The 25,020-nt window shown below is 44.4% G+C and carries 25 protein-coding genes; 9 read left to right on the top strand and 16 right to left on the bottom strand.

The genetic code is table 11. The features are described from left to right. The 4 genes from KCV09_RS14970 to KCV09_RS14955 all read left to right on the top strand — a co-directional run bounded on the left by KCV09_RS14970 (window position 1) and on the right by KCV09_RS14955 (window position 4,243). Window positions 1–1,374: a uracil-xanthine permease family protein gene (locus KCV09_RS14970; protein ID WP_212515316.1), complete on the top strand. Its 1,374-nt coding sequence runs from the start codon at window positions 1–3 to the stop codon at window positions 1,372–1,374. Between the two features lie 62 nt (window positions 1,375–1,436). After that, the gene (locus tag KCV09_RS14965; RefSeq protein WP_151815653.1) at window positions 1,437–2,462 is read left to right on the top strand and encodes a class I SAM-dependent methyltransferase; all 1,026 of its coding nucleotides are present in this window, start codon (window positions 1,437–1,439) and stop codon (window positions 2,460–2,462) included. Window positions 2,463–2,471: 9 nt separating this feature from the next. Next, a complete protein-coding gene (locus tag KCV09_RS14960; RefSeq protein ID WP_004945517.1) occupies window positions 2,472–3,935 on the top strand; it encodes an amino acid permease in 1,464 nt (487 codons plus the stop codon). A gap of 140 nt (window positions 3,936–4,075) precedes the next feature. Beyond that, window positions 4,076–4,243, top strand: a complete 168-nt coding sequence (locus KCV09_RS14955; protein ID WP_004934934.1) for a hypothetical protein — start codon at window positions 4,076–4,078, stop codon at window positions 4,241–4,243. 84 nt (window positions 4,244–4,327) lie between these two features. On the opposite strand, the gene omp38 is transcribed toward KCV09_RS14955, so the two are convergent. Then, on the bottom strand, window positions 4,328–5,380 hold the full coding sequence (gene omp38 / locus KCV09_RS14950) for an outer membrane protein Omp38 (protein ID WP_004934932.1): 1,053 nt from the start codon (window positions 5,378–5,380) through the stop codon (window positions 4,328–4,330). A 386-nt stretch (window positions 5,381–5,766) separates the two neighbouring features. Between omp38 and KCV09_RS14945 the strand changes: the two genes are divergently transcribed. The 3 genes from KCV09_RS14945 (at window position 5,767) to KCV09_RS14935 (ending at window position 8,154) form a co-directional block, all read left to right on the top strand. Continuing rightward, entirely contained in the window at window positions 5,767–6,285 is a 519-nt protein-coding gene (locus KCV09_RS14945) for a GspH/FimT family pseudopilin (protein WP_151815461.1), read from the top strand. A 114-nt stretch (window positions 6,286–6,399) separates the two neighbouring features. Beyond that, window positions 6,400–7,575, top strand: coding sequence for a thiolase family protein (locus KCV09_RS14940; RefSeq protein ID WP_151815460.1), 1,176 nt, complete (start codon window positions 6,400–6,402; stop codon window positions 7,573–7,575). Between the two features lie 132 nt (window positions 7,576–7,707). Beyond that, window positions 7,708–8,154 carry a VOC family protein gene (locus tag KCV09_RS14935; RefSeq protein WP_004934924.1) on the top strand — a complete coding sequence of 149 codons (447 nt, stop codon included), beginning with the start codon at window positions 7,708–7,710 and terminating at the stop codon, window positions 8,152–8,154. 15 nt (window positions 8,155–8,169) lie between these two features. Here the strand turns inward: KCV09_RS14935 and KCV09_RS14930 are convergent, their stop codons facing one another. From KCV09_RS14930 to rpe, 6 genes are all read right to left on the bottom strand, one after another. After that, complete coding sequence (locus KCV09_RS14930; RefSeq protein WP_004934921.1) at window positions 8,170–8,487, bottom strand: DMT family transporter; 318 nt, start codon at window positions 8,485–8,487, stop codon at window positions 8,170–8,172. A gap of 144 nt (window positions 8,488–8,631) precedes the next feature. Then, the gene (locus KCV09_RS14925) at window positions 8,632–9,573 is read right to left on the bottom strand and encodes a hypothetical protein (protein ID WP_004934920.1); all 942 of its coding nucleotides are present in this window, start codon (window positions 9,571–9,573) and stop codon (window positions 8,632–8,634) included. 70 nt (window positions 9,574–9,643) lie between these two features. Next, window positions 9,644–10,462, bottom strand: a complete 819-nt coding sequence (locus KCV09_RS14920; RefSeq protein ID WP_004934917.1) for a copper resistance protein B — start codon at window positions 10,460–10,462, stop codon at window positions 9,644–9,646. Then, on the bottom strand, window positions 10,449–12,200 hold the full coding sequence (locus tag KCV09_RS14915) for a multicopper oxidase domain-containing protein (protein ID WP_212515315.1): 1,752 nt from the start codon (window positions 12,198–12,200) through the stop codon (window positions 10,449–10,451). Before KCV09_RS14915 ends, KCV09_RS14920 begins: the two co-directional genes overlap by 14 nt. A gap of 58 nt (window positions 12,201–12,258) precedes the next feature. Further along, window positions 12,259–12,708 carry a hypothetical protein gene (locus KCV09_RS14910; RefSeq protein ID WP_228301566.1) on the bottom strand — a complete coding sequence of 150 codons (450 nt, stop codon included), beginning with the start codon at window positions 12,706–12,708 and terminating at the stop codon, window positions 12,259–12,261. 372 nt (window positions 12,709–13,080) lie between these two features. Further along, window positions 13,081–13,767 (bottom strand): ribulose-phosphate 3-epimerase, encoded by a 687-nt coding sequence (rpe, locus tag KCV09_RS14905; protein WP_025096140.1) that lies wholly within the window; start codon window positions 13,765–13,767, stop codon window positions 13,081–13,083. A 183-nt stretch (window positions 13,768–13,950) separates the two neighbouring features. Here rpe and KCV09_RS14900 point away from each other — a divergent pair, with 183 nt between their 5' ends. After that, window positions 13,951–14,226 carry a DUF2218 domain-containing protein gene (locus tag KCV09_RS14900; protein ID WP_151815458.1) on the top strand — a complete coding sequence of 92 codons (276 nt, stop codon included), beginning with the start codon at window positions 13,951–13,953 and terminating at the stop codon, window positions 14,224–14,226. 53 nt (window positions 14,227–14,279) lie between these two features. Here the strand turns inward: KCV09_RS14900 and fghA are convergent, their stop codons facing one another. The 6 genes from fghA to KCV09_RS14870 all read right to left on the bottom strand — a co-directional run bounded on the left by fghA (window position 14,280) and on the right by KCV09_RS14870 (window position 19,459). After that, a complete protein-coding gene (gene fghA / locus KCV09_RS14895; protein WP_151815457.1) occupies window positions 14,280–15,116 on the bottom strand; it encodes an S-formylglutathione hydrolase in 837 nt (278 codons plus the stop codon). Continuing rightward, window positions 15,085–16,518, bottom strand: a complete 1,434-nt coding sequence (locus tag KCV09_RS14890; protein ID WP_151815456.1) for a C13 family peptidase — start codon at window positions 16,516–16,518, stop codon at window positions 15,085–15,087. The genes fghA and KCV09_RS14890 overlap by 32 nt, the downstream gene beginning before the upstream one ends. 129 nt (window positions 16,519–16,647) lie before the next feature. Further along, the gene (locus KCV09_RS14885; protein ID WP_004934896.1) at window positions 16,648–17,460 is read right to left on the bottom strand and encodes a class I SAM-dependent methyltransferase; all 813 of its coding nucleotides are present in this window, start codon (window positions 17,458–17,460) and stop codon (window positions 16,648–16,650) included. 46 nt (window positions 17,461–17,506) lie between these two features. Continuing rightward, on the bottom strand, window positions 17,507–18,175 hold the full coding sequence (gene tsaB / locus KCV09_RS14880; RefSeq protein WP_151815455.1) for a tRNA (adenosine(37)-N6)-threonylcarbamoyltransferase complex dimerization subunit type 1 TsaB: 669 nt from the start codon (window positions 18,173–18,175) through the stop codon (window positions 17,507–17,509). A gap of 103 nt (window positions 18,176–18,278) precedes the next feature. Further along, window positions 18,279–18,827 carry a gamma carbonic anhydrase family protein gene (locus KCV09_RS14875; protein WP_004945477.1) on the bottom strand — a complete coding sequence of 183 codons (549 nt, stop codon included), beginning with the start codon at window positions 18,825–18,827 and terminating at the stop codon, window positions 18,279–18,281. Between the two features lie 5 nt (window positions 18,828–18,832). Further along, window positions 18,833–19,459, bottom strand: a complete 627-nt coding sequence (locus KCV09_RS14870) for an NUDIX hydrolase (protein WP_004934887.1) — start codon at window positions 19,457–19,459, stop codon at window positions 18,833–18,835. Window positions 19,460–19,580: 121 nt separating this feature from the next. On the opposite strand from KCV09_RS14870, the gene KCV09_RS14865 reads away from it, so the two are divergent. Then, entirely contained in the window at window positions 19,581–20,129 is a 549-nt protein-coding gene (locus KCV09_RS14865; protein ID WP_025096147.1) for an NUDIX hydrolase, read from the top strand. Between the two features lie 43 nt (window positions 20,130–20,172). Here KCV09_RS14865 and filF read toward each other — a convergent pair whose 3' ends face one another. The 3 genes from filF to filD form a co-directional block, all read right to left on the bottom strand. After that, window positions 20,173–22,059, bottom strand: coding sequence for a putative pilus system protein FilF (gene filF / locus KCV09_RS14860; protein ID WP_151815454.1), 1,887 nt, complete (start codon window positions 22,057–22,059; stop codon window positions 20,173–20,175). A 20-nt stretch (window positions 22,060–22,079) separates the two neighbouring features. Beyond that, window positions 22,080–23,270 (bottom strand): putative pilus assembly protein FilE, encoded by a 1,191-nt coding sequence (gene filE, locus KCV09_RS14855; protein WP_252718185.1) that lies wholly within the window; start codon window positions 23,268–23,270, stop codon window positions 22,080–22,082. A 71-nt stretch (window positions 23,271–23,341) separates the two neighbouring features. Continuing rightward, window positions 23,342–25,006, bottom strand: a complete 1,665-nt coding sequence (gene filD, locus KCV09_RS14850) for a putative pilus system OmpP1/FadL family transporter FilD (RefSeq protein ID WP_151815452.1) — start codon at window positions 25,004–25,006, stop codon at window positions 23,342–23,344. Window positions 25,007–25,020 lie beyond the last annotated feature (14 nt).

The raw sequence follows: 25,020 nt of genomic DNA, 5'->3' as shown, positions 1-25,020 counted from the left end.
ATGTCTGATTCTTGCAATTTTCCCTCTAAAAACAACGATCAACTCGACCTTGTGTATGGTTTGAATGATCGGCCTGCACCGTTTGTCTCATTCTTGGCAGCTTTGCAACATTTACTCGCAATTATTGTTCCGATTGTGACACCAGGCTTGCTGATTTGTCTGGCATTGGGGGTTTCACGTGAAGAAACCAACATGATCTTGTCGATGTCATTGGTAATTTCTGGCGTTGCCACATTTTTACAATGTAAAAAAGTCGGCCCTTTAGGGGCTGGTCTTTTGATCGTGCAAGGTACCAGTTTTAACTTTATTGGCCCCATTATTGGGATTGGTAGCGCTATGGTGGCGGCCGGTACGCCTGTCAATCAAGTCATGGCTGCTATTTTTGGTGTGGTGATTGCCGGCTCATTTATTGAAATGGGTGTGTCGCGTATTTTACCTTGGATCAAAACCCTGATTACACCGCTGGTGACTGGTATTGTGGTGTTACTGATCGGACTCACTTTAATCAAAGAAGGCCTCATCAGTATGGGCGGTGGTTATCAGGCCATGCAAGATCAGACCTTTGCCAGCAGCGATAACCTCATTATGTCATGCACGGTGTTGGCAATTATTATTCTTCTCAATCGTATTCAGGTGATCTGGATCAAGAGTTCTGCCATTCTGATTGCTTTAATTGTGGGATATATTCTTGCGGGTTTTATGGGTCATTTAAATTTTTCAGGTTTAAATGAAACACCATTGGTTCAGATTCCCACGCCTATGCATTTTGGGCTAAGCTTTTCATGGAGTCTGTTTATTCCAATGGCGTTTATTTATCTGGTGACTTCACTTGAAGCGATCGGAGACATTACCGCAACCAGTAAAATTTCAAATCAGGCGGTCAATGGCCCACAGTGGATGCAACGAATTAAAGGTGGCGTACTGGTTAATGGCGCCAACTCGCTACTGGCGGGTCTGTTTAATACCTTTCCAAGCTCAGTATTTGCACAAAACAACGGCGTGATTCAGCTCACGGGTGTGGCCAGCCGCCATGTTGGGATTTGGATTGCGGTACTGCTGATTTTACTTGGACTGTTCCCTGCTGTTGCGGGCATTATTCAAGCCGTACCGCAAGCGGTTTTGGGTGGAGCTGTTATGGTCATGTTTGGTGCGGTGGCAGCATCAGGTATTAATATTTTATCTGGTATTCATTTAGATCGACGTGCCCTACTGATTATTGCCATTTCACTGGCACTGGGTTTAGGTGTTGCACAAGTACCGCAAATTCTGGAACACTTACCCGAATTGTTTAAAAATATTTTTAGTTCAGGCGTGGCCACTGGTGGGCTTGCAGCACTGATCCTAAATATTGTTTTGCCTGAACATAAACAATAATTTAGATCGTATTTACATTTTGCCCAGTGAAAACTGGGCTTTGTTCTTCATGAGAGATTAAGATGGATCCACGCAGTGAAGTGGTACTTCGACAGCATCAATATTTTTCTGGCACGGTGCTATTGATCAATCCGCCTGCCGATGGCTTATGCCATGAACTGAATCAGCACGCACAAGCGTCTGTTTGGACGTGGAATTTTGCCGATCATCAATATTTTGAACAGCAATCAATTGTGACCAGTTTTGGTGTACATTTTCCGTCGGTTACACCCGATCAGGTGATTATTTTTGTTCCCAAATCTAAAGAACTACTGCGCTATATTTTGCACGTGGTGGTCAGTCACCTCACTCAAGGCCAGTCTATTTTTTTGGTCGGTGAAAAAAAAGGGGGCGTAGAACGTGCTGCCAAACAGTTACTCGATTATGGCAAGACCATAAAACTGGACAGTGCACGACATTGCCAGCTTTGGCAGACTAAAATAGACACAACCGAGCAGTTGCGACCTCTTGAACAGTGGGTACAACAGTACACGGTTGAAGTTGCACAAAATAGTCTCACGGTCTGTGCGTTACCAGGTGTATTTAGTCAGCGTCAGCTTGATGTCGGAACAGCCGTACTTTTACCTTATCTTGAACAGATAAAATCGGGTAAACTTGCCGACTTCGGATGTGGTGCAGGCGTATTAAGTGCATCTTTAGCGCAGTTAAATCCGCAAAACAAGATTTACGCGATGGATGTGGATGCATTCGCACTGTGTTCTACAGAGATGACATTTCGTCTAAATGGGCTCAATCCGGATCAGTTACAGCTTTGTGCGGTAACGGGCATTCATAATGCACCATCGGATTTGGATGCTATTGTAAGTAATCCACCTTTTCACCAAGGGATTCATACCGACTATGCCGCCAGTGAGGGTCTGTGTACAACAGCCAAAAAACACTTAAAGGCAAACGGTGAATTGTGGATCGTGGCGAATCGTTTTTTAAATTATCCCGTTTTGATTGAACAAGCCTTTGGCCAATGTCAAATAAAAGCAGATCAACAAGGCTTCAAGGTGCTTTATGCCAAAGCAACTTTAGGAAAGTAAGGAATTTTCATGAGCGAAACGACTCAACCTGATCAGCTCCAGCGTAAGCTAGGTGCTCGTCATTTAAATATGATTGCCATTGGTGGCTCAATTGGCACAGGTTTATTCCTTGCATCCGGCTCGACTATTGCCAATGCGGGACCTGGCGGTGCCCTGCTGGCCTACGTGCTCATCGGCGTCATGATTTACTTTTTGATGACCAGTCTAGGCGAACTGGCAACGCATAATCCAACCTCGGGCGCTTTCTTTACCTATGGTAACCGCTATGTAGAAGAAGGCTTCGGTTTCGCGCTGGGCTGGAACTACTGGTATAACTGGGCCATTACCGTAGCTTTTGAGCTGGTGGCAGTACAGTTGATTATGAAATTCTGGTTCCCCGACATTCCAGGATTTTACTGGAGTGCTATTTTCTTGGTGGTGATTTTTGCCATCAATGCCATGACCGTTAAGGGTTTTGGTGAAAGTGAATTCTGGTTTTCAATGGTCAAAGTGGTCGCAATTATTGCCTTTATCATTATTGGGATGGCCATGATTATTAAAATCATGCTGACACCCAATATAGCCACTTTTGGCAACTGGACATACAAAGATGCGCCTTTCGTGGGCGGCTTGCAGGCGATGATTGGTGTGGCCATGATTGCTGGATTTTCATTTCAGGGAACTGAGATGGTCGGCGTTGCGGCAGGTGAATCTAAAGATCCAAAACGTACTATTCCACTTGCAATCAAACAGATTTTCTGGCGAATTCTACTGTTTTATGTGGTCTGTATTTTTATCATTGGCACATTGGTCAGCTACGACGATCCACGTCTGCTTCAAGCTGCGCATAGCTCAGATATTGCATTATCACCTTTTACCTTACTCTATGAAAAAGCAGGATTTGCCTTTGCTGCAAGTCTAATGAATGCAGTGATTTTAACTGCAATTCTTTCGGCTGGAAATTCGGGTATGTACTCCTCTACCCGCATGCTGTGGGATATGGCCAAAGAAGGCCGTGCGCCAAAATGGTTTGCTCGACTTGACCGTCGTGGCGTGCCAATGAATGCACTTTATGCCACTACAGCCATTGCAGCTTTGTGTTTCCTAACCACATTTATTGGACAACAGGAAGTCTTTAACTGGTTACTCAACATGTCAGGCATGTGTGGCTTCATTGTTTGGCTGGGTATTGCGATTTCACATTATCGTTTCCGTAAAGGCTATGTTGCACAAGGTTATAAACTTGAAGATTTAGCCTATCGAGCCAAATTTTTTCCATTTGCACCGTGGTTTGCTTTTATTTTATGTTCGATTATTATTTTAGGACAAAACTATCAAGCCCTGCTGGGTGGCAAAATCGACTGGATGGGATTACTCTCAACGTATATTAGTATCCCATTGTTTTTGGCAATCTGGTTAGGCTACAAATGGAAATACAAAACTAAATTGGTGACTTACCAAGAGATGAATGTCAAAGCGGATAAAGATCTGTAATGCTAGTCACTTAACACAGCTAGACAACAACTCGATTATCCGTCACACTGTCAATGAAACCCAGCAATCGCTGGGTTTTTTATCCTTTGTACGAGGTATTAGTCACTTACACAAATCTTTAATTTCCAATAGGAAGCATGATGAAACTCAAAGCTGCATCTAAAATTCAGGCTAGAAATAAAGTCGCATTATCACCACTGCTTCAAAAAGGCGGCCTACATGAAACTGAACAACCGCGCACACAGCATCGCCGTGATCGTAAACAAAGCAAACAATGGCTAAAACACGGGCATTACAACGAATTTTAAGGTGAATACTATGAATTATTTAATTTCAATCAGACAAAAAAAAGCAGCTCCGAAGAGCTGCTTTTTTATTTGATCAAACTCAGATTATTGAGCTTGTTGACCAGGCTGAACAGTTACTGTACGGCTACCAGTGATCGTAGCGAATACACGACGGTTCATTGCACGGCCTTCTTTCGTGCTGTTGTCAGCAATCGGTTGATCCCAAGCAAAACCTTGCGTTGTCAAACGAGCTGGATCGATGTTGTATTCGTTAACAAGTGAAGACTTCACAGAGTTTGCACGAGCCAAAGACAAACGTTCGTTCAACTTACGTGGACCAGTGTTGTCTGTGTGACCATCGATACGAGCAGTTGCGTTTGGATATTCAACCAATTTCTCAGCAACTTTCGCGATTTCTGGCTTGTATTGATCTTTGATGTTTGATTTGTTTGTATCAAAGAATACACGAAGTTCCATGTTAAGATCTTCAGTCAACTCTTGTGGTTGAGGTTGAACTGGAGTTGGCTCAACTGGAGCAACTTCTACTACAGGCGCAGCAGGCTTCAAGTGACCGCCAAGAACAACGTTCAAACCAGCAAGTGCTGTATAGTTCCAGAAGTCTTCATCGATGTTGTAAGTTGCACGCGCTTCAGTACGAAGAGACAATGCATCGTTCAAACGCCAGAACGCACCAACACCTGCATTACCCAAAGTACCTTCTTCAGTTGTACCGCGCGCACCGCGTGGAACACCGTCAAAATCATACTTGTAGTGACCAGCACCTAGTAATACGTATGGCTTGATTTTGCTGTCATAGTTTTTGGTGATCAAATCAGAAGTAACGTAGAAGTTACCGTTGATTTGTTGTTGTTTGTATTCAGCACCTGCTAGAGCACCGTCTACATCACCTTTAACTTGGTTATATTCAGCTTCGAAACCTAACCATGGAGTTAATTCAACACCAAGTGCTGCACCAACAAACAAGTCGTCTTGAAGCTCAGGACCATTCGTTAGGTCACCTTTGTTTCCGCCGTTGTTGTGTTGAGAGTCTTGGAATGTGTAACCAAGTAATAATGGAGTTACTGTAACACCAGCATTAGCAGCAGCTAGTGGAGCAGCAACAAGCATAGTAGCAAGTGCAATACGACTCAATTTCATGGATATCCTCCAGAGATAACAAATTGTTTGTTGTTCAAGCTCAGCCTAAAATTTATTTGGCTTCCTGAGATAAGCTATTTTTGTACCCCAGTTTTATTTTTAAGCTACTCACGTTGAATCATACAAACACTTAAACTGATTTCCAAGTGCTTGATAACTTTAATCAAGTAAATTATTGACAAAATTACTTACAATTTCCGTTGTAATTCGGTAACTTTTTACTCAATTTATTTCTGTGAATAACCAACTCTTCACGCTTTCTTTATTTTAACAGCATTAAAACGCTTAGGTAATAAATATTTCAATTCGTTTATTTTTGCAACACGCTTAAGGTAATCAACTGTTAAAAAAAGAAAAAAACTACAAATGATGGACATTCCTTTACTATGAATAACAATTTTTTAGGTTTTAGTTTAATTGAATTTACCGTTACCCTCACGGTTTTAAGCATTTTAATTGGTGTCGGAGTACCGACTTATCAGCATGTTATGGCGACTCAGGAAGCCAACCACATTCCAAGAACACTCACAATTCACATACAAAAAGCAAAGTCCGATGCGGTGCTGTATCGTCATAACGTTGTGCTCTGCCCGAGTATAGACAAGCAAACCTGTAGCGATGACTGGAGCAAGGGCTTTATTGTATTTTTAGATCAAAACCGTAACCGGCAGCGAGATCTCAATGAAGATCTGCTATCGAGTACAGACTGGAATACCCGTTATGGCATGCTGTCATGGAAAGGCACTTTGCAATCTAACCATTTGATGTTTCGGGCCGCAAGTGGCTTGCCAATCGGATCAAATGGAAGCTTTTATTATTGTTCGCAAAAAGTCAGTCATAAACGTCTGGTGATCAGCCGCATGGGGCACTTTCGTGTCGAAACCCTTGCCGATTGCCCAACATGAGAACTGGACAGTCTAGCTATCCGATGTATGCACAAGCAGTATCAGCTTAAATTTTGACTATACTGCTGTCACGATCAAATACAACCGCATAATAACGAACTTGGAGTAAATAACATGACAGACGTCGTGATTGTCAATGGTGCACGTACCGCTATGGGCGGTTTTCAAGGTGCTTTATCTTCAGTTTCTGCGCCAGAGTTGGGTGCTGTAACCATTAAAGAAGCGATTCACCGTGCTGGTTTAGCGCCTCACGATGTTGATGAAGTCATTTTAGGCTGCGTACTCCCAGCTGGTCTTAAACAAGGGCCTGCGCGCCAAGCCATGCGTCAAGCAGGTTTACCCGATCAAACGGGTGCTGTGACCATTAACAAACTTTGTGGTTCAGGCATGAAAGCCGTGATGCAGGCCACCGATGCGATCAAAGCGGGAAGCGCGCAGATTGTAGTAGCCGGTGGTATGGAATCAATGAGCAATGCACCTTACATACTCAGTAAAGCTCGCGCTGGTTATCGTATGGGGCACGGCGAAGTAAAAGATCATATGTTTTTAGATGGTTTGGAAGATGCCGAAACTGGCCGGCTCATGGGTTCTTTTGCTCAAGATATGGCCAGCCAGCGTCACTACACACGTCAACAAATGGATGATTTCGCAATTCGTTCGCTTCAACGTGCACAAACCGCTATTCAGGCTGGATATTTTAAGGATGAAATTGTACCTGTCACGGTCACTTCGCGTAAAGGCGATGTTGTGGTCGAACAAGACGAGCAACCCCTGAACGCCAAACTTGATAAGATTCCGAGTTTAAAGCCTGCTTTTGCCAAAGATGGCACCATTACCGCTGCCAATTCGAGCTCAATTTCAGATGGCGCTTCGGCTCTAGTTTTATGCTCACATGAGCTTGCTAAACAGCGCGGGCTTGAACCACTGGCCAAGATTGTTGCGACTGCTTCCAACTCTCAGCACCCTTCAGAGTTTACCATTGCCCCTGTAGGTGCGATTGCAAAAGTTTTAGACAAGGCTGGATGGCAAGCAGATGAAGTCGATTTATGGGAAATTAACGAAGCCTTTGCAATGGTGACCATGTGTGCGATTGATGATTTCAAACTGGACACCGAAAAAGTGAATATCCACGGTGGTGCATGTGCGCTCGGCCATCCTGTAGGCTCTACCGGTTCACGAATTATTCTGACGCTGATTCATGCACTGAAACGTACCGGAGGACGCAAAGGTATTGCTGCCTTGTGTATTGGCGGTGGTGAAGCGACCGCGGTGGCCATTGAACTGCTCTGAAACACTAAAAATCTATAGATGATGACTCCCGCCTCAGCGGGAGTTTTTTTGTATTTTCCGATAAAAAATACTGTTTTTTGCTCAAAAGAGACTAAATTAAAAACATTATTATCATCGTTTAGGATCACGCCGATGCAGCTTAATCACTATCTCAACTTTGCTGGTGAAACCGAAGCCGCGTTTATCTTTTATCAATCGGTATTTGGTGGTCATTTTGCACAACTCACTCGATACGGGGATATCCCCGCCGAAGACGGCCAGTCGCTTTCCGATCTGCAACGTCAACAGATTTTGCATGTCTCTTTACCCATCAATGCCTATACCGTGCTGATGGGATCTGATATCAATGAACAATTCTGTGCAGCAGACTCGCGCGGACTCAGCAAAGGCAATAATCACTATATTTCGATTAATCTGGATCACGATGAGACCGAGGCACGACGTCTTTTTAATTTACTCTCGGCAGGTGGGCACATCGAGACGCAACTACAGAAAACCTTTTGGGGTGCCCTTTATGGCGCCTTTACCGATCAGTTCGGGATAAAGTGGATGGTCAATTGCCAGCTTGAATCGGTTTAAATTACTTCATTCGGCTTAATGTGTAGACAGTTTCATAAGAACCAAACCCGAAACAATTAAGACAGCAGCGAGCATTCTCATGGCACTCACTGGCTCGTGCAATAGAAAAATCCCCAATACAAATGAGCCAATCGCACCGATTCCTGTCCAGACGGTATAGGCAGTACCAAGCGGTAGTGTACGCATTGAAATCGAGAGTAAAATAACGCTTAACAGCATAAAAATGATCGTTACAACGCTTGGTACAAGGCGCGTAAAGCCTTCAGAGAGCTTCATCGAGTACGCCCATATCACTTCAAAAAAACCAGCAAGAATCAGAATCAACCAAGCCATGCTTACATCCTTATTGAATAATCAGGTCGGCCTGATAATTTTCCCACTCTGGGGGAGGTCGTTCCTCCTCAACTTCAATACTTTAGTATAGGATAGGTCGTTAAAAAAGCAAAAGCCCACATTATTGTTACATAACAAAATCAATTACTGAATCACAAACGAGGTTTTTTTCTGAAACACTTTGCGGGAACGGTTGAGCAAGAACATCACCATGAGCACTGTCATCACAATATCCGGCCAATTCGAATTAAGTTGAAGGCACAGCAAACCCGCAATCACCACCGCAAGACTAAATACCACTTCATAAAAACTCAGTAATGTTTTCCAGTTTAAATCCAGTTCGGCCGCGTGGGTCTGTATCAATAACCACATATTCACCAGCATGGTAAGGAGCGCCAGTAACCCCACGAGCACCACCATTTGCGACATGGCGGATTGACGCATCACAATCTGTAAGGCCACACCAAACATCAACAACAGGCTTAAGCCCAATTGTAAATACACGCCTGCGCGGGTGAGTTTGTATAAGCCAACTTGTTTCTCCTGAATCGCAAAGAGCATCATGGCATAGATCATCACATCGCTCAGTAGAATCAACCCGAGCGCCATCAATGCGGTAGAAGAAGCTATCACTCCAGTGAGGAACGTCACGATCAGCATCACCAGATTAATACTAAGCAACCAGCTAATCATCTGATTACGCCGCTGCATATACGACCAGTCGATTGGCTCAGGGATATAATTGGTCTGGGTTTGCTGAAATACCAATTGAATTCCATTTTGATTTAAATGCGCTTCAATAGGCTGTACGGGGCCATCATGATAAATTGCCAAGTGATGGGTTTGCTGATCAAGCTCGACATAACCCACATGGTCTAAATTATTCAAGCACGTTCTAATTTGCTGCTGAGTCACGGGGGTGAGCTCAGGCAAATAATAAAAACTCATAAACTGACGGTTGAGATCGTCATCGACTGGAATATTCAATAATTCTTGAGACATCACAGTACATGGTGATTGAGTGTGCAGCGAATGCAGCAAAGCATCGGTAATCAGATTGGTTTGATACTGCTGTTTTAAATTCATTTATGCACCATGAGCATTACATCGGTGACCGCTGATACGTTGATCAGCGGCTTATTTCAAAAAACTTACATTAAAACTTAAACGTTACGCCCGCACCATACCACCACGCTCGATCTGAAACGGAAAAAAGTGCTGTGGGATGCTGCTTATAATGATATGCAACATCAATGAATGGCATCACTTTTTTGTTAATTTCATAGCGTGTTTGTAATCCGGTTTTCAGCTCGTTCAAACCGGTTTCAGCAGCTTCTGACGATTGATCCGAGATCACAATATCCGCTTTCAAATACGGTTTTATTACAATCTTCTGCGTCAGCAACACATCTCGTTCGGTTTCGACGCTTAAGCCAGTGTAGCCATGTGCGCCTATAAACAGCGAGAGATCCGTTTCAAAAAAGTATGGCGCCAGTCCATGTAGTGCAATCACGCCATCAAGTGTCTCATCTGCTAATTCCGATGCATCATCACGATACCTTAAGCCCGTTTGAATATCCCAAAAATCAGAGATCATCCGGCTATAGCGCATAGAAATATTACGTGAAGCAGATTCAGATTCTTCTTTCTCAAGTTCTGCCTTGAGATACAGCTTGTTTTCATCTGTTCCCCACCAACTCCGCAGTTCCGATTGTACTGCACCTTTGCCGTGGGTATTTACCATCCACTGAGTATCCACTTGTGTGGCCTGATACCACTGTCCGCCGTGCTGATCGCGATGATGTTGCGCTTCATCGGACTCCTGATATGCAAGATGTGTATCTTTTAGAGTGGTCGTTGGCATTGGCATGATAGCGTGAGAATGGGTATGCATCTGCTCATTTGAAGTTTGTGCAATTGTACCTGAACTGCCTAACGCCGCGCAGATACACAAGGTCATTTTAGTGATGCGCATGATGAGCTCCTTGTGATGACGTTTGTACAAGCTCCGCGACAGATGAAGCACTTGATGCTGTATCTGAGTTGTGATCGGTATGCGCAACAATCAGCTTATTCATCATGCCTGCCGACATATGGTAGAGCAAATGACAGTGAATGGCCCACTCGCCCACCTCATCTGCGGTTAAAAGTGCGCTCACAGCTTGCCCTGGAGGAACAATAATGGTGTGCTTGTTGGGAAGATTTTCAGGTGCTTGACCATTTTCAAGTTGTACAAACATGCCATGTAGGTGCATAGGATGCGCCATCATGCTCTCATTGATAAATTTCAGCCGAACACGCTCGCCATATTTGACCTGAAGCGGCTTGGCCTCTGAAAACTTTTGTCCATTCATCGTCCAGATATAACGCTCCATCGTACCGCCTAAACGAATTTCAATTTCTCGATCTGGAGCACGCAGATCTGTCTGTGGCGTGCGAGCACGTAAATCGGCGTAACTGAGGGCTTTCATACCCTTTGGTGTGGCGGCATTGGACCAGCCCTGAATACGGGTATCATCGTTTTGCATCATGTGCTGCATGTGTAAATCATGCTGCTGATCCATGGAGGCCATCGGCATCGAATCATTTTCAGTGGTATGCATGTCTGGTGCCTGCGCAGATGTACTCATGTGAGCGTGTCCCATGTCTTGCATGGTCAGTACAGTGCGAGGCCGTGCCACAGGTGCAGGAAAAGCTTTAAGATGAGTGGCATTTTTATTGATGAGTGATGCTAAAGCAAATCCGGTTCGGTCAATCGATTCGGCCTGAATCTGATAGGCATCGTGCTGAGGTTGTACTACGACATCATAGGTTTCGGCAGCACCGATTCTAAATTCATCTACCGATACAGGTTGAACAGGTTGACCATCGGCAGCCACGACCGTCATCTTTAAATTGGGAATCCGTACATCAAAAAATGACATTGCTGCAGCATTGATAAAACGCAATCGAATACGTTCGCCTGGCAGAAATTGGCCGGTCCAGTTTTGGTCTGGTGCTTTGCCATTGACCAGAAAAGTATAACCACTCACATCGGACAAATCCGTTTTCAGCATACGCATCTGATTCCACATTTTGCGATCTTGCCACGTGGCTTTCACGCCTTCATGCTTCACCTGTTGCCACACATCCGACCATGTTTCACGGCGGTTTTGATAATACTCTGCATCTTTCTTCAGATTTTTTAAAATCTGATCACCACGAGTCGGATGTGAATCTGAAAGCATTACCACATAGTCACGCTGCACAGGAGGCGCTGCATCTTGATGCTGGCTTGGCTTTGGATAAATAATCAATGGCCCATAGAGTCCGTCTTGCTCTTGCCCCTTACTATGAGCGTGATACCAATAGGTGCCATTTTGACGAACACGGAAACGGTAGACGAAATCACCATTCGGACGAATCCCTTGAAATCCGTTGAATCCCGGCACGCCGTCCATCAAGCCGGGTAATAATAATCCATGCCAATGCAGTGCGGTTTGTTCTTTCTTTAAGTTATTGTGTACATGGATGACGGCCTCATCGCCTTCGTTAAATTCCAGCAACGGCGCTGGAAACTGCCCGTTTACCGTGATTTTACTGACTGATTTTCCATTGAGATTGATGTTGTGTTGATCAATCGTCAGATGATAGGTTTTTACCACTGCACTGGCCGCGCTGGACAGCACCAGACACATTGCAGCAAACCATAGGGTTGGCAATTTTAATTTCATGACTAACCTCAAAATTTAAAAAACATTAAACGTGAAACGTTAAAGATCTAAATCGAGATTAGGCTCTAGGAGGACGTAAAATATCTGTGAGATAGCCACTCTCAGTATTTGAGCTATAGTCTATGGCTGTACTCGACACCAGCGTGTACGATGTCGGCAAGGCGATTATGGGGATTTCGCCCAACATGACACAACTGATCATCTGACAATGTAATGGTGTACATTTTTGGCAGTCTGCAAAGAATTGACTGGAATGATCATTGATACTGGCACAGTCTGATGCGACAGATTTTTCTGTTGCCTGTGTGGCATGGCTATGTTTCATCACTGATTGATGACAATCAGACATGACACCTTGATCATGCGTCGAATGATTTAAATGTTGCAGCGACATGTCTTGGTTTGAAGGTGATGCGTGTTGTAGCGTTGTCGATGCCATGACAAAGCTGCTCCAGCTCATGAAGATCATCATGAGCCACACCAACCAGCGATATCGACGAAAACGCACGTTCAAACCCAGCGCTCCAAAAAAAAATAGTGATGTCTTTGCTATTACACACCCTTATCTAGCATAGCCAAATTCGTGCACAGGCTCAATCCTCATTTATATCGCTCAGTTTATAATTGTGCGTATTGCTAGAAGTTTGAGCACTCACTTTAACAACATTTCAACCCAAAAATAAAATGTTATTCGAAACGTTCACTCGTAAAAAAGCACGCATATTGCGTGCTTTTTAAACCAAAACCGATGCGTAAATAAGCAATTGTTTTATGACTGATTATTCTATCACCAGTTTATCCATACACTTATGAACACGGTTATCCATATAGTTATAAACAAAGTTATCCACAGGACATGTATAAATTAAAGTGTTTACTCTTATACAGACTGAGTGCCCACTTTGGCCAGCTCTAATCGCATTTCATCAATAACCGCTTTGTAGTCTGGTTTTCCAAAAATGGCTGAACCCGCAACAAACATATCCGCACCTGCTTCAGCAATCTCGCGAATATTGGCTGGGCCAACACCACCATCAACTTCAAGGCGAATATCACGACCGCTGGCATCAATCAATTTGCGTGCCTGACGTAATTTGTCGAGTGTCATTGGAATGAATTTCTGTCCGCCAAACCCCGGGTTGACACTCATGAGTAAAATTTGATCGACTTTATCCATTACATAATCAAGATAATGCAAAGGCGTTGCCGGGTTAAATACCAACCCAGCTTTAGCACCACCTGCTTTAATCAGTTGCAGTGAGCGATCGATATGATCAGATGCTTCTGGATGGAAAGTAATAATGTCTGCACCTGCTTCGATAAAATCCCCAATCATTCGATCGACTGGCGATACCATCAAATGCACATCAATTGGTGCCTGAATGCCATAACTTTTAAGCGCCTTACATACACCCGCACCAAAGGTCAGATTCGGTACATAATGATTATCCATCACATCAAAATGAACGACATCTGCACCCGCCGCCAAAACACGTTCGACATCTTCACCTAAACGGGCAAAATCGGCAGACAAGATAGAAGGAGCAATCAAATACGGCTTGGACATATACGACCTGGCAAACTGAAGAACAAGAGCAACAGTATAACAAAATCAAGTACAGACTGCCTGTTTATCCTACACAGTTTCAGCGCAAGAGATTGCAAAATTGCAACGCAGCATTCTCGTTTGGCCGGTACTATCCCGCTGTAAAATTTGCTAATGTCAGGATCTATACTTGAGGACAGCACAGTGAAAACACAAACAACACTTGATACACAAGACGGTAAACGTATTGCGAAACGCCTAGTCAATCATTGGAAACACAAATTTGAAGTGGCAGAGTCAGAAACAGAATTTCGAATTCTGATGCCGACAGCAACCGTCATTTTAACACCTTCAGATACGGCGCTTGTAGCACGTATTGAAAGTGATCTTGACAATCATAGCCGCCTTGAAGGTGTGGTGATTGAGCACTTGAACCGAATGGCACAACATGAGTTTGATGCAACATGGGATACGCTTTAAAATAAAAAAGTGAAGCATTTCTGCTTCACTTTCAATAGGCTGAATTTATACATTCATCCTTCAAGCTGTACGGCATGAAATTGCAAATGATCTTCAACAAAGCTCTGAATAAAATAATAACCGTGATCATAACCTGCATGTTTTCTTAAGGTGAGAGGCTGCCCCACTGTTTGACATGCACGTTGATATATATCTGGATTTAACTGATCGTAAAACTGATCATCCATGCCCTGATCAATCAGAATATCTTTAAACAAAGCACCTTTACTTTTGACCAATACACTTGCATCGTGATCTTGCCATACGGCTTGATCTGCCCCCAAATAATGTGAAAATGCTTTTTGGCCCCACGGACATTGTACAGGCGCACAAATTGGTGCAAATGCAGAAACGGATTTGAATTTTTCAGGATACTTAAACGCTAGTGTTAATGCCCCATGCCCGCCCATCGAATGGCCCATGATGCCGATCTGACTTGGATCGACTGGAAATTCTTGTTGCACCAAGGCATATAACTCCTCGGCAATAAAACTTTCCATTTGATAATGGGCCTGCCAAGGCTGCTCAGTGGCATTGATATAAAAACCTGCTCCCTGCCCCAAATCCCAATGATCGCCTTTGGCCACGTCTTCACCTCGCGGTGAGGTATCTGGCATAATCAAAACCAAATCAAGATGTGCAGCCAGACGCTGAGCATGTGCTTTGATTGCAAAGGTTTCTTCGGTACAGGTGAGGCCAGCCAGATAAAACAGCGCCGGACAGCGGTTGCCTTCAAGTGCCGCAGGCGGCAAAAAAATCCCAAATCGAGTAGTCCCGTTTAAATGGGTCGACTCAAATTGATAAATTCGTTGTTCTCCGTCATAACACTTGTTTTTTTGCAGCAGTTCCATGGGTCTTTTCCTCATGTGAAATTACGCTGGCCTGTGGCACAGTTTGTTGTGGGAATAAATGTTGTTCAAGTTGAGGCAGCATCAATTCCATATTTTTACCAATAATCCATTGTGGCTCGGAAGGCTCAAAACCTTGTGCCTGTTCCCATTTTGCGACGGTTTGCTTGGCTTGCAAGAATGCATCTTTCATTGAATGATGATCACGCATGGCCTGATCAAAGAGTGCCCGACCAAAATAGGTATAATCGGCTTCGTTGGTACAACCAAATGATTGTCGGTCGGCAGCCGATGCCGTAATGATCAGTGTATCTGGTGATTGTAATGCGGGAATAAAGCTGCCCGAGAAACACGAAGACACCACAATGACACGCCAGCGAATACCGGACTTGTCAAGGGCTTCACGTAGCCATTTTGGATCGACTTGCCCTAAATCTAGCGGTGCATTTTCAATTTCAAACTGATCTGGCGCGCCATGCGAGGTCATGTACAAAAACAGCACATCACTTTCACGGTTCATTTGTTGACCAATCCGGTTTAACGCCATCGCGATACTGGTTTTCGATGCCAACGGAATCTGGGTTCGGGTATCTGGATTATTGACCAGCATCATCGAGCGGCCAATGGTGCCAAAACGCGTATCGAATTGCTCTTTAATGCGCATAATTTCAGATTTAAAGACATCCTGATAACTGGCACCTGCCACCCCTAAAAAGTACCAGTGACTTTGAGCGAACTCACCATACTGAATTTGCTCAAGGGCTTTATTGAGTAGGCGACTCTGTGCATAAAAGGCATCTTCGGCAAAGCTAGGAGGAACATCTTCTACTTTCCAGATCGGCTGACTACGCACCGATCCCTGCCACACCACCAGAGTCACCAGCGTTGCAATCATAATGAGTGCACGCTCCCACCATGGCCATTTTAATTCACGGGCAAATACCCATACCACCGCCAGACTTTGCCATACAAACAGCACCATAAAGATGCTCGGCAAATAGTCATACAATGAATAAGGCAAATAGTCGAGCTGGCCCAGATACTGGATCAAACTTTGTAAAAGCGCAATATTGGTATCCAGTACCAGCCACAAAATTGCAGGCACCAGCATCAGACGGGCATTGTTGGTTCGCTGAGAAAGGAAAATCCCGACAATCAGTGCCAGAAATGGCCATAACGCGTAACTGACCAATCCTTGAGAGTTGAATGCGCCTCCATCGCCTGCCACCAACCAGCTAAAGAGCGTATTGGCAGCACCACCCAACACACCCCAAACCAAAAGCTGAAAAATTGAGGGATGGATGACCTGAAGCGAACGTCTCGACCCCAAAAATAACCATAAACCCGCGGTTTGGTTGCTTTTAAAATCATGCCAAAAGTTAATGGACGGTTTGAGGTCGATCATAGAATTGTTCGGGAGGCCGTGAGTTTGGTAAGCACTTTATGAGTTGAATCCGAAGTGCAATTTTCTTGGTGACGCATGTTCACTATATAGCAAAGTTTTGGCAAATATTGAAGCAATGATCACACTTACTCACAGAGAAAGCTGAAAATAAGCATCAAAACGACAGGCATCACCCTGCCATTGATGGTCAGGAGTCTCATCATTTAAAAATACGGCATGTCTCGGACGTTTAACCACCACACGCTTTGCCATTTGCCGTGCAAGGGCTAACAGTTGATCTCCTAAATCCATCTGCCCATCTTCAGGTAACAACAGATGCAGTAGCTGCATTTGTTTTTTTACCTGAGCCTGCTTCTTAGCTGCTTGCTGATGCTGGTCACGCTGCGGAAACATCGGATCTAAATACACCACATCAGTGATCGCCTGCTGCTCAATTCGCTGCGTCAAGTAGTCGGCAGCATCTGAAAAAATCAAGTGCATACGTGCCATGACAGGCGCTAAATACGCATCCTGTTCGGCTTGTTGTTTTGCAAATTCGAGCAAGGTAAAAAGTATAGGATGACGCTCCACCAAAGTGACCTCTGCACCAAGACTGGCCATGAGCAAACCATCATGTCCCAAGCCCGCAGTGGCATCAATTAAATGCGGCTGCTCACCCAACTGACACGCTCGTGCAATCATTTCAGATTTTAGGCTGGCACGTTTTAATCGAGGAATTTCAGCCATCCAGTCGGGCTGCATTTTCATTCCATTGGCACTAAGCCATAACCCTGCATGATCGACACATAAGGCCAATTCGGGATGCTGTCTTAAGAAACGGGCATTTAATTGCTCAATCTCGATCAGTTCAGTGACCACACCGCGTGTCTGAAGAAGCTGTTGAACCGCTTCTGCCTGATCTTTTACTTCGGCCACAGCATATAATCGCATTGGATTTACCATCAGGTATATCCTTTAAAAATAAACAATAAAAACAAAGGTAATGCAATCACTGTGCTTTGCCTTGCTCGGCAATCTTTTTCCACGCATTGTCACGCAAGTAAACGGGAAGTGCCTGTTCAGCCGACACCCATTGCTCATTGAGTGCATAGTGTCTTGCAAGTAATGCAATGTGATGTGCATTCGGCTGGACTGCTGCCACCTGTGTCTCTGTGGTCGCGATTAAATGCGCGCCTGAACCAACAACGGTAAACTGAGCTGCTGCCTGAGCATCTGCATAGTTCAGCAAACGTTCTTCGCCATCGAGTTGCATGATGCCAGCATCATCGAGTACATAATTAGCCAAATAAACTTCTTGCATACGTGCATCTAAAACAGCAGTCACCTGTTGTAATTGATGGGTTTGATAAGCGGCCTGCGCCAGTGCCTGCAAAGTAGACACTGCAATCACCGGCAGGTCATTGGCCCATGCCAATGCCTGTGTCACAGCAGCATTGATCCGTACACCACTAAATGATCCTGGGCCTCGACTAAATGCAATTGCTGTGAGTTCATGCAGCTCGGTCTGCGTATCGCGCAAGGCGGCTTCAATCATGGGTAAAATTGTTTGAGTCTGAGCCTTGGCTCGATCATCAAGTTGAAAAAAAAGCTCTTGATGTTGATCGATCAAGGCCACAGAACATTGTTCATTGGCTGTTTCCAATGCAAGCACTTTCATGCAAACCTTACGCTATATAATTAACAAAAACGCTGAATATCATACTCTACTCCCCGCTGTCAGGCGAGTGATTCAACGTAATCGGTTTGCACGAATCCAAGGTTCAAATCGACTCATATTCATCAAAAAAATACGGTTCAAGCTGCACATATTTTTTATAGTGCTCGGCATAATGCATGGCACTCATTTTAAGCTGTGCTGCACCCTGATCATCGAGTGTTTTAACCACTTTGCCCGGCGACCCCATCACTACTGAATTATCGGGAATGACTTTACCCTCAGGAATCAGGGCATTGGCACCAATAATACAGTTTTTGCCAATGACGGCATGATTCAGAATCACGGCGTTAATACCGATCAGGCTGTTATCACCAATGGTGCAGCCATGTAGCATGGCCTGATGTCCGATGGTCACATAGTCTCCGACCACCAGCTCAATTCCCGCATCGGTATGCAACACGGCATTTTCTTGTACGTTGGTAAAATCGCCCAGCCGGATTAGACAGTTGTCTGCACGAACGACCGCTCCAAACCAGATACTGACTTCATCACCCAGTTCGACTTGACCAATCACGGTCGCATTACCTGCAATCCACCCCTTCCACGGATGGTGTTTGGTTCTAGGGTGATGTCCTTGAAAGCTATACATCATCTGAGTTACTCCTTTCTATTGTTCTTTTCAAGTTTTTGCCGAATAAATAGAGGCGAATTTAATAAGAATGGCCACTCCTTTTGATAACCAAGGCCATATTGAAAGAGTGAAATCAACATACGTGCCGTTAAACCCCAGACCACCTCATCTTCGACACGCATACTCGGAAAGTACAACGTTTGCTTGATATATTTCACCTGATGGGGTTCTGGCGGAGCATTGAGTAATTGTTCAAGCGAAGCAAAAAAAATACGATCGATTTCAGTAGGCTGCGGTATCAAATGCACATCGGGTGGAATCAGCCCGACAATGGGTTTCACTAGCATGCCATTTTTGGCACGCTGCATGGGCAGATCTCCCATCAACTCGACATCGAAGGGATTAAGTGCCGTTTCTTCTTGCGCTTCACGTAATGCCACCACGATATTACTGGTATCACCACGGTCACGTTTTCCGCCCGGAAAAGAGACTTCTCCGCCATGATTTTTTAAGCGGGTAGAACGCCGCGTCAATAACACCTTCGGATCTTTTTCATCGGTAATCGCAATTAATACGGCAGCTTCTGCAGGTTGAGTACGTCGCGCAAAACGTAGTCGTTGTTGTAACCGATGGGTTAATCCTTGTTCACTCATTTGCGCCTCTCGATTCTTGTTATTTTTCCATCATAGCTCAATTTTTTTGGGGTCGTATACAAATGATGCGAAACAATAAAAATTCAGTTATGCTGAGCTATCTTTAGCCCCGATGATTGTTATGAGTTTTTGTATCGTTTGTGGACATAAAACAGAAGAACAGATCCCGCTAGGTGATCATAAATTGCGCCGTGTTTGTGGCAATTGTGGCCATATTCACTATGAAAATCCAAAACTCATCTGCGGGGCACTGGCAGTTTGGGACAATAAGGTTTTGCTGTGCCGTCGGGCAATCGAACCACGCTACGGATTATGGACTTTACCCGCAGGCTACATGGAGTTGTTTGAGACCATGGAAGAAGGCGCTGCACGTGAAACGCGTGAAGAAGCCGAAGCCGAGATCGACATTGAACATTTATACTGCATGTATAACATTCCACGTATCGGACAGATCTACGTGTTGTTCAAAGCCCTGCTCAAAGACGGCGTATTCGGTGCCGGTGAAGAAAGCATCGAATCGCGGTTATTTGAAGAACACGAAATCCCATGGGGCGAACTGGCTTTTCCAAGTGTTGAGCGTACACTTCGACATTACTTTGAAGACCGTAAACAGCAGCATTTTCCGGTACATTTAGAGACCATCGGCACCCGTCTGGACCACACAGGATAAAATAAAAAAAGGCCAGTCATACTGGCCTTTTTCATGTTGTTGATTATTTATTTTTTACACTATAACAGTTTGGTAGCTCAATGCTCAGCGTACCAGATGTGCGCTTGGCCAGTTCAATCTGTGCAGTTGTCGGTGCGGGTTGAACATTGGAAATATTGTTGTAAACCCGTTGATAAGCCGCATAAATATTGGCCCAGTTTGCCGAGTTGTTGTTAAAGTCAGTAATCGACAGCGCACGAGAATTCGCGCTTTCGTCTAATAAGTTATTCAGATTGATTTTTACACCGCCAGAGCTAAGCTGGGCTGATGATGTTTCTCCACTGACTGCAAGTCCTTGATTTAAACCAAGCAGCACGCCTTCTAAAAGACCAAATCGTGCTTCATTTAAAATCATACGAATGGTGATCGACTTGTCACTTGCCGAGAAATTGGCTGCACCTGTTGTTCCAATCCGATATTGCGTCACACCGAAGTTATCTTGCATGCCATTGGTCAAAATTCCACAATTTCCAGACATATCATTTGTAGTGGCATTCGCTCCAATATCGGTACGGATATCGCCATTTTCATCGATCACGATTCCGAGTTTGACATCTGCAACACTGGTATCTGTAAACTTAAAGATCAGTGTGGCATTGAGTGGAAATAGATAACGTCCAGAGCTGATGTTATTACTCGACTTAAATACACGTCTGTCGAGATAGGTAATCGGACTAATCTTGGCCAGATCAATCGTTCCGTTAAAAGTTTCATTGTCGGCAGTTTTGGTCCACCGTCCAAAAACCGAACTGTCTACTGTCGTGGTATTCATGGCACGCTTATACAAATCGTCTGTTGCCACCACCAAATAGTTATCGAGTAATTTGCCTTGGAAAATTTTTAAGTCGTCGCTGCTGTTGCTACCGAAACTAAATCGAAAAGGTTGTGTCGAAGACAGCGATTTGGTCAGTGGATTGAGCCACGTGCTTTGTGTTTGTGCCGTCATTTTGGTTGGTGCAAACTGACTAATTAAGGTGAGATAACCCAAATCACCCGTATTTTTAGGTACGCCCTGCCATTGTAATCCATAGCCCGAGGTTAAGCCTTGTCGGTCAGTCATCAGGTACATATTGGCAATAATTTGTTTATTGGTTGTAGATGAACTGCCGCGGAAACCACTGGTGTACTTTAAAATCGCCAAATCGACCAAGCTGCTTGGGGTAAAGATTTCTGCGTTGTAAATTCCTGCATTTTGTATATTGGCCATTTTTTTGACCACATTCAATGCCTGTGCCTCAGACACCGTCGAGACATCGACCCATCCCACCAGTGCCGCTGCATAGCTGCCGTCTTTAAAATCGCTCACGCTCAAGGAACGAGTAATTTTAGAGAGTCCATTTTTGAAATCTTCAGTCATGGCAACAGGCTGAATATCTCCGGCAATATTACTGTTTTGCTGCACGCCTAAAGCCTGAAAAATACGTACCAGTGCAGTGGCCACCTTAACGGTATCATCCGATAAATCAAATGTCGCAGGTGCCTTACCCACCATTGCGGTTGCCATATCAAGCAGTGAAAGCGGTTGCTGACCAATATTGATAGGCGAAATGGTTTTTAAGTCTAGACTGCCCAGATTAATCTGCTTGTCTGCTGTTTGACCCTTGATCGAAAAATTAACGGTATCGCCAAGCTTACATGCGCCTGTAAATGCGTTACCACTTTGCGCCGTCACGAAATGATTCACCTTATCACTGCTACAATCGAAATTCAGACCTGCAATTGGATAAACCATATAGAAACTTTGGCAGTTAGCATCGGTGGTTTTACAACTGGTGCTTGTGGTAACGCCATTATTGGTGTCTTCATTAATATTGCCACTTTCACCACCACAACCTACCAGTGCAGATACAAGCGCAGTCAGCGCGGTCGAAATTAAAATTTTCTTTTTCATTGTTGTACCCATCTTTTGGGTTAACGGATTGCCGTTAACTTGATTTGTCCTTGATTGGTCAGTAACTTGTCTTCTACGTCCAGAGCGGAAGCCAACGGTGTCATCAAAATATAATGCGCGTTTTCGGGTAAACGAATGATGCCTTCTAATGCTGCATATTTGAGTGCAGTTGCAGGATACTCTTGATTTTTATAGCCGCTCACCCCTTCGAGTACACAGCCTTTCTGATCGAGAAACACCACAAAAGGCCAATAAAATTGGGGATTGATTTGAGTCGATGCATATGAGGTCAGTTTCATTTGCTTTAATGGCTCAGACAAGCGCACCACATCATAATCAAAGGTATTTTCAAGCGGTTTTCTTGGCCAGACCGAAACTTCTTTTTGCGTGTCGAATACCTTGGCTTTCTTCATTTTTTTACCTTCAAAACAAGTCGTATCCAAACTTTCAGTTACGTCTTGCTTAGGCATAATAAAGTAGGTCGAAGACAATGCGAGTGTCTCAGTCGGAGTTTCACTTGCCCTCGGTTTAAGCACCTGATTCAAAAAAGAACGACTAACCCCTTTTTCACGCTCGACTGGCTGCATACGCACAACACCCGTTTTTGAGTCAATCTCCCCTTGTGGCATCATGTAAAAACGTTTTTTTCCATCCAAGTTAAATTCACGATTTTCTAAATATTCACTGTTGACGTATTCTTCACCACCAATACTGGAAATATAGGGTGACTGCTTGCTTGATGATGTATCAGTCTTCACCGCAGGCAATGGCGCTGTGTTTTTTGTAGCTGTTACTGCCATCTGATCTGAACGTTTCACGGTGGGTTGCGATACATTCAGCATCGATTGGTCAGCATTCTTTGTAGCCATTTGGTCACTTGGAGAAGATTGCGATGGTACGGCAGTAGCTTGAGTGGCTTTAATTACAGGCTTTGAAGTCGATTCAGCCAGCGGTATAGCCTGTTGACTCGTTGCTTTTTTTGAACTGATAAATCCAGTGGATGTTTGGGTTTGGGTACTTGATACTGCGGGAGTCAATCTAGACACATCAGTTGGCGCAGTTGGATAGGACTTTTGTACTGGATTTGAGGGAGCTTTTGAGCTGGGAGCGGCAGAATGACCTGTTGAACGCTGAGACGTCTGCTTTTGAATCACCAAAGGACGTCCATCAGGTCCAATAATGGTAAAAAATTCAGCTGCATAAAGATTCATGCCAGTAACTAAAAGTGATCCAGCACACATACAAAACCACAGCCGAGTACGTCTGATGCTGTTTTTTTTCATTACCACCGTGTCCTGTAGTTAATCCCCAAAATGGTTACTTTTGTATTGGTTTTGACATCTAAACCTGCATAGGGATTGAGCAAAATATTACTCACGCCAGTTTGGTTGGCTAAGGAGCTGCTGCCTGCCGGAATATTGTCTCTACTGCGTAAAAAGCCCACAGACAAATCGACGTCGGTATCTGCATCAAAACGATAACCAATGCCTAGACCGAATAACTGTGCATTATTGATCGGAATCAGGGTATTACGTTTGTCGTCTGGAATGGCAGAAGAACGTGGCTCATAACCTGCTCTCAGTTTTAAGCGATCAGTTGCAGAATACTCAACCCCAATTCCCCAGCTCCATGGTGAGGTAAAATTAAGTGGCAGCGCCAGACTGGTATTGGAGATATCGCTTGAAAGTAGCTTGGCAATTTGCAACGCCGAAACCTGCCGATCAAATTCAAATCGGAATTTGTCCCAAGCGCTATAGTCTGTCCACCCCACATCGAAATTGATTTGTAAATCGGGAATAATTTTATAGGTAATCCCTGCCTGAAAGTGGGCTGGATATTCAAAATCCATGGCCACCAAACCAGACTCTGTGGCCGGAATACTGGAAGGAAAACCAAGCACACGTGCAAAGACACTCCCCGTCGCAGAGGAATTTAAACCGCGAATCAACTCGCGCGGTGCACGTTCATTGTCGATAAAATATTTACCCTTGAGGCGCATTTTACTCGAGCTTTGGTACACCATACCAAAGCTAAAATCTTCACGCGGTTCCCAAAGCAGGCCAAGGTTGTAGCTTGGGCTTAACGCCTGTTCGACCGTGACCTTTAACTGTCCAAAGCGGTTAAACGGATTCATACCCTCTTGAGCATTACAAATCCCGAGTAAAAGCAAATCGGTGATAAAGTCTTGATTGTCTTTAAATGGTGCACAGACCACTTCATCAACTAAACGCAATACCCCTATCAATTCGTTTGGAAAGCGTAAATCGGTTTTCAATGAAATGGCTTGATAAGACATTCCAACCGACGCCCCTAAGGACAGTTCATCATTGACTTTAAATGCAAATGAAGGCGATAAGTAGGTAATACGCTCTAGCGCAACCTGCTGCCCCATAAAATTTCCTGGGTTACCATTTTCAGCACCAAATCCTGCGACCAAAGGTGCATAGACTGCTGTGGCATAGGTAATTTTAGAACCGGGCGGCTTATACGCGATCCCTGCAGTAGGTGCAGCAAGCGGAACACCTTCACCCAAATCGACCATTTTTTTCAAAATAGGCACGTAAATACTGGCATATTCAACATCGCCGCGAACCGAACCTTTAAAGTCGGTACACAAGTTCGATGCGACTTCTGGCCCATCGTTACACACCAATGGGTCGTCGGAATAACCAAAAACGTTATATCCAGCCGGTGCAGAAAACTCACGCTGAATATCAAAGTTGGCAATTAAGCCCTGTACATCGGTTTGCAAGCCTTCAATACGGGTTAATGCTGCCGGGTTAAAGTGAATCGCGCTGATGCCTGGCGGATCGGCAGTTACCGCATTACCCAGCGCAAGAGAACGCACATCCACAGAAAGGTTTTGCCCAAGCTGTGCAAAAGTGACATTGGAGCAACCCGTCAGAATAATTGCTGATGCTAACGGGCGGAATCTGAGATATCGCATAGCGACTACTCCCC

Origin of the sequence: Acinetobacter soli, assembly GCF_018139125.1 — a bacterium.
In the GTDB taxonomy this organism is placed as follows: Bacteria; Pseudomonadota; Gammaproteobacteria; order Pseudomonadales; family Moraxellaceae; genus Acinetobacter; species Acinetobacter soli.
The sequence above is the reverse complement of the archived record's forward strand: the minus strand, read 5'-3'. Positions and strand labels throughout refer to the sequence as shown.